This is a genomic window from Burkholderia sp. E168m23 (genome assembly GCF_016586125.1).
GTDB lineage: Bacteria > Pseudomonadota > Gammaproteobacteria > Burkholderiales > Burkholderiaceae > Burkholderia > Burkholderia orbicola.
Genome location: NZ_BCPP01000662.1, coordinates 1 through 4136, shown reverse-complemented (window position 1 = coordinate 4136; position 4136 = coordinate 1). Strand labels below are relative to the sequence as shown.

At 67.3% G+C, this 4136-nt stretch carries 5 protein-coding genes; 1 reads left to right on the top strand and 4 read right to left on the bottom strand.

Annotated elements, in window-relative coordinates; translation table 11 throughout:
• Positions 1-95: 95 nt before the first annotated feature.
• Positions 96-836: an acetoacetate decarboxylase gene (locus JMF90_RS26945; protein ID WP_011548736.1), complete on the bottom strand. Its 741-nt coding sequence runs from the start codon at positions 834-836 to the stop codon at positions 96-98.
• A 434-nt stretch (positions 837-1270) separates the two neighbouring features.
• Here JMF90_RS26945 and JMF90_RS26940 point away from each other — a divergent pair, with 434 nt between their 5' ends.
• Positions 1271-1852 carry an undecaprenyl-diphosphatase gene (locus tag JMF90_RS26940; RefSeq protein WP_011548735.1) on the top strand — a complete coding sequence of 194 codons (582 nt, stop codon included), beginning with the start codon at positions 1271-1273 and terminating at the stop codon, positions 1850-1852.
• Positions 1853-1887: 35 nt separating this feature from the next.
• Here JMF90_RS26940 and JMF90_RS26935 read toward each other — a convergent pair whose 3' ends face one another.
• From JMF90_RS26935 to JMF90_RS26925, 3 genes are all read right to left on the bottom strand, one after another.
• Positions 1888-2121: a hypothetical protein gene (locus JMF90_RS26935; RefSeq protein ID WP_011548734.1), complete on the bottom strand. Its 234-nt coding sequence runs from the start codon at positions 2119-2121 to the stop codon at positions 1888-1890.
• 149 nt (positions 2122-2270) lie between these two features.
• Positions 2271-3092 (bottom strand): siderophore-interacting protein, encoded by an 822-nt coding sequence (locus JMF90_RS26930; RefSeq protein WP_011548733.1) that lies wholly within the window; start codon positions 3090-3092, stop codon positions 2271-2273.
• Positions 3093-3130: 38 nt separating this feature from the next.
• The gene (locus JMF90_RS26925; RefSeq protein WP_011548732.1) at positions 3131-3844 is read right to left on the bottom strand and encodes a PadR family transcriptional regulator; all 714 of its coding nucleotides are present in this window, start codon (positions 3842-3844) and stop codon (positions 3131-3133) included.
• Between the last annotated feature and the right edge of the window lie 292 nt (positions 3845-4136).

The window sequence follows — 4136 nt, the reverse complement described above, 5'->3', positions numbered from 1 at the left end:
CGGCGCCCGTGACGACTGCGGTCTTGCCATTCAGGTTGCTCATGTTCGAATTCCCGTGGTGAAAGGATTGACAGGGAGAAAGGACTGCGGACGTGTTACTGAGCCAGGTAATCGTAGACGACTTCACCGAGGCCCAGCGTCAAATCCGCGACGAGGTGGCGCGCTTCGACGATTTCGAGCACCGGCAGATCGGCCACCGGCGCGAGCGCGTGCGGCGCCAGCTCGAGCGATGCGGGGCCCGTCCACGCGCCCTTCATCTTGATGTCCTGCATGTAATAGCGCACCAGTTCGCAGACGCGTGCGGTGCCGTCGACGTGCGGGATGATCTTCAGCAGGAAATTGGGGCCGGCGAGCCGTTTCGTCTGCTCGTCGATGTCGAGTTCCTTGTGCTTGTAGCCCATCGTGCCGGTCGCGACGCGCACCTTGCCGTAGTCGAGTGTGCCCAGGATGTGATCGGTGTTCACGTGCAGCGTGGGCGACGCGAGCTTCTTCGGGAAGCCCCACAGCTCGCGGCCGCCGGCGATCGGCGGGTGATCGTCGAGATACATCGCGAGCGTATAGCCGCCCGGCTGGCCTTCGTATTCGACGGGGATCACCTGGCCGCTTTCGGTGTAATCGCCGAAGCCGGTCGAATCGGCCATGCGGATGAATTCGTAGTGGACGAGCGGCTCGGTGACCTGCAGCGGCTCGGGGACGATTTCACGGAGGCGGTCCGGATCGGTGCGGTACGTGATGATCAGAAACTCACGATCGACGAAACGGTACGGGCCCATCGGGAAGGCAGGGCTGGTCAACGGCATCGCAAACGCTTTCGATCGGACATCGCTGGGTTTCATGCGGACTCCTTGTTGTTGATCGCTTCGTGGATGAGTGGACGTAATCGTATGCCTGTGCGTTGCCGTTGTGCGATGCCGCATCTGGAATTAATTGTTGCCGATTTCGAATAATTTGCGGCGTAAATATTGAGATGAATGAGACAAACGGCCTGGACGGCGTGCCGGCCGGGCGATGGTCGCAGGCGTCGATGACGCCCTCATGTGAAAAGGGTGAGTCTTTACGGGAGAGGTGGTGAGCCCTTACGGGAGACGGTCGCGCGGGAATATGACAATTGTGTGAACTTGTGTTGCAGTGCAGGCTCTAAGTGCGTTCGCCGCGCGCGCCTCGCCCGGGCGGCGGCCGCATTAAGCACCGCTTAAGCGGCCACGCCCTAGCATCGTTCGACTCCGGCCGGGCAACCGGCCGATCTTTTACGCCCCACGCAACCGGATTCATGCAGAACCTCAATCTCGCCCTCTTTTCCGCCATCAACGCCGGCGGTGCACCGCACCCGGGCGTCGCCCGCCTCGCGATCTTCGCCGCCGACTGGCTCGTCTATGCGCTGCCCGCGATGCTGCTGCTGACCTGGCTCTTCGGCGCGCGCCCCGCGCGGCGCCAGGCGATCGAAGCCGGGGTCGGCGTCTGCGTGGCGCTCGTGCTCGCGCAGGTGCTCGGGCATGTCTGGTTCTCGCCGCGCCCGTTCATGGCCGGCGTCGGCACGCAGCTGATTCCGCACGCGCCGGACAGTTCGTTTCCGAGCGATCACATGACGTTCGCGTGGAGCATGGCGGTCGGCCTGCTGCTCGGCGGCACGACGCGGGTCACCGGTTTCGTGATGGCCGCGATGGCCGTGGCGATCGCATGGGGGCGCATCTATGCGGGCGTGCACTGGCCGTTCGACATGGCGGGCGGCGTGCTGGTCGGCACGGTGGGCGCGCTGGCCGCGCACCTGTACGGGCAACGCGTGACCGCGCTGCTCGAACGGCTCGGCGATTCGGTGCATGCGGTCGTGATGGGACGCCGGCAGGCGCCGTAAGCGGAACGAGGCGGAACGCAGCGGCAGGGACGCCGTCAGCCGGGCGAGCCGGGTGTGCGGGCCGATTCGGCCGAGGCGGACGGGCCGTCGCTCGCGTCGTGCAGTTCGGGCGTATCGGCCGGATGCCGCGCGGCATCGCGGTCGAGGGCGCTTTCCTTCAGGATCGCGCACATCGCGACGAACAGCGCGAGGACGACCGCGGCGAGGCCGCAATAACCGGCGATCTTCAGATGGCGAAGGAAAGGCGAAGCGTGGCTTGCTTTTGTCATGACCGGGCGCTCCTGGACGGGCTGCGGCGGCTGTCGCCCGACAGCGGCGTCGCAGACATACATATATACCAGCCGCGATGCCGGTGCCAAGCCCACCGCTGCGCCGGCGCCACGATTGTTTCGGCCGCCGGTCGAGCGGGCGCTCCCGGTCAGTCTTCCAGCGTTTCGTGCACGGCCGCCGCGCCGCGCTTCCAGTAGGCCGCCGCGCGGATGCGCGACTTGTCGACGCCGCGCTCGCCGGTCAGGTGCTGGCGCACCGCGCGCATCGACAGCGCTTCGCCGGCCGCCCACACGTAGCCGTCGCCGGACGACGGCAAAGGCAGATCGCGCACGGCATTCAGCAGCACGTCGCCGTCCGCCGCGTCGGCTTCGGCGCGGAAGCGCCAGATTTCATGCACGTCGGCGCGCGTATCGAACGAGATCTGCGCGGTGCGATCCGCGACTTCCAGCACGACCGCCGCGCGCGCGCCGGCCGGCAATTCCTCGAGGCGCCGCGCGACGGCCGGCAGCGCCGTATCGTCGCCGATCAGCAGATGCCAGTCGAAACCGGTCGGGACGACGAACGAACCGCGCGGGCCGCCGATGCCGAGCCATTGGCCGACGCGTGCCTGCGCGGCCCACTGCGATGCCGGGCCCGGATGGTTCAGCACGAATTCCAGATCGAGTTCGCGGGCGGCGCGGTCGAAGCGGCGCGGCGTGAAGTCGCGCGCGACCGGCTTCGGTTCGCCTGCCGGAAACTCGGGGCCGTTCGCACCGAGCGTCGGCAGCGCGGGGCGTTCCGCGCCGGGCGGCGGGAAAAAGACCTTCACGTGATCGTCGAACGATGCGGATTCGAAATCCGCGAGATCGGGGCCGCCGAGCGTGACGCGCAGCAGATGCGGCGTCACGGCATGCACGCGCAGCACCTGCAGCAGGCGGAACTTGAGGGTGTGGCGCACGCGGGTCACGGTGCGCTCGGACGTGTTCTGCATCAATCCGTTCTCCTTGGGTGGTGACGGGGCGGCGCGCATCACGCGCCGGCGCCGCCTTCGATTTCGGCCGTCGCGCGGCGCATGATGGCCGCGATGCGGCGCTGTTCGTCGGCATCGGCGGCGCTCTTGTGCAGCAGCGCGCGCTTGAGCGCGAGACGGGCCTCGACGAATTCCGGCAGCCAGCCGGCCTGCGATTCGTCCTGCGCTTCATTGCCCGCCGATTCCCCGGCGAACGCGCGGCGCATGAACTCCATCTTGCGGGCGAGGTGCGTGAGGCGGGCGAACAGCGTGTCGACGCGTTCGCGCTGGGCGTCGAGATGTGCGCGGCCTGCGTCGGTCAGCGCATAGCGCTTGCGGTTGCCTTCCGCCTGCGACGCGACGAAGCCGACTTCCTCGAGGTACGTGAGCGCCGGATACACCATGCCGGGGCTCGGGCTGTAAAAGCCGTTCGAGCGCGTGTCGAGCGCCTTGATCAGTTCGTAGCCGTGGCTCGGTTGTTCGGCCACCAGCGCGAGCAGCAGCAGTTGGAGGTCGTCGGAGCTGAACTGGCGGCCGCGCGGCATGCCGTCGTCGCCGAAATCGCCAAAGCCGCCGCGTCCGCCCCGGCCGCCGAACGGGCCGCCACCGCCAAACGGGTCGTGGCCGCGGCGATGGCGGCCGATCGCGTGCAAGACGCCGGCGAACCAGTCAGGGCCGGCATGCGCACCATGACCGTCGCATCGGGCATGGCCGCGGGAGGGGTTGTGTCGCATGATCGTGTCCTATATGTCGTAAAACATATCTAAAGATATATATCGAAAGATACAGCGTCAAGGGGATTATTGAGGGCGGGATGGTGGTGGGGGCTGTGGTGGATGGCCGGTGCCGGCGTGGTTCGTGGGCGCGCTCCGTCGAGGGCGCCGGTGGATGGCTCCTCGATAAACAGAGGGCGCGATGCCGCATCACGTGCCGCTGCCGTCGGGTGACCATTCCCGAGGCACTGTCGTGCCGACACCCCCTGCGTTCGCCGACTATATCGCGGGATATTTGCCGCGGCACGACGTG

Excerpts from the sequence above, each read along its gene's own strand:
- JMF90_RS26940 (WP_011548735.1), top strand. The coding sequence starts at position 1,271 with ATGCAGAACCTCAATCTCGCCCTCTTTTCCGCCATCAACGCCGGCGGT.
- JMF90_RS26935 (WP_011548734.1), bottom strand. The coding sequence starts at position 2,121 with ATGACAAAAGCAAGCCACGCTTCGCCTTTCCTTCGCCATCTGAAGATC.
- JMF90_RS26930 (WP_011548733.1), bottom strand. The coding sequence starts at position 3,092 with ATGCAGAACACGTCCGAGCGCACCGTGACCCGCGTGCGCCACACCCTC.
- JMF90_RS26945 (WP_011548736.1), bottom strand. The coding sequence starts at position 836 with ATGAAACCCAGCGATGTCCGATCGAAAGCGTTTGCGATGCCGTTGACC.
- JMF90_RS26925 (WP_011548732.1), bottom strand. The coding sequence starts at position 3,844 with ATGCGACACAACCCCTCCCGCGGCCATGCCCGATGCGACGGTCATGGT.